Origin of the sequence: Bacillus cereus group sp. N21, assembly GCF_016483395.1 — a bacterium.
GTDB lineage: Bacteria > Bacillota > Bacilli > Bacillales > Bacillaceae_G > Bacillus_A > Bacillus_A pseudomycoides.
Window position 1 is genome coordinate 1 of the sequence record NZ_JAEHBX010000346.1, and the last position, 266, is coordinate 266.

Below are 266 nucleotides of genomic sequence, written 5' to 3' on the forward strand. Positions count from 1 at the left end.
TCCTTGATCAGCCATCGCTGACGTCATCATTACTAAGTCAATTGGCTCTCCCTTATCAGACAAGCCAAGCATCACTTCAAAGATCTTTTGATGTTTCGTTCGATAAAATGAGTCAGGTACCAATAGTTCTGATGCTGACGTTAACGCATCTTGATCAATCAATATGGCACCTAAGCCTGCCTGCTCAGCTTCTATATTATGCGGAGGGGTACGCTCAGCCATTACAGCACTCATACGCAAGCCTCCGTGGGTAAGGTATTTTTATT

1 protein-coding gene is annotated in these 266 nt (G+C 44.0%); it reads right to left on the minus strand.

Annotation, left to right across the window (positions count from 1 at the left end; genetic code table 11):
• Positions 1–234: DnaB-like helicase N-terminal domain-containing protein (locus tag JDS96_RS31130; RefSeq protein ID WP_274605984.1), on the minus strand; the 234-nt coding region annotated here is incomplete at its 3' end.
• Between the last annotated feature and the right edge of the window lie 32 nt (positions 235–266).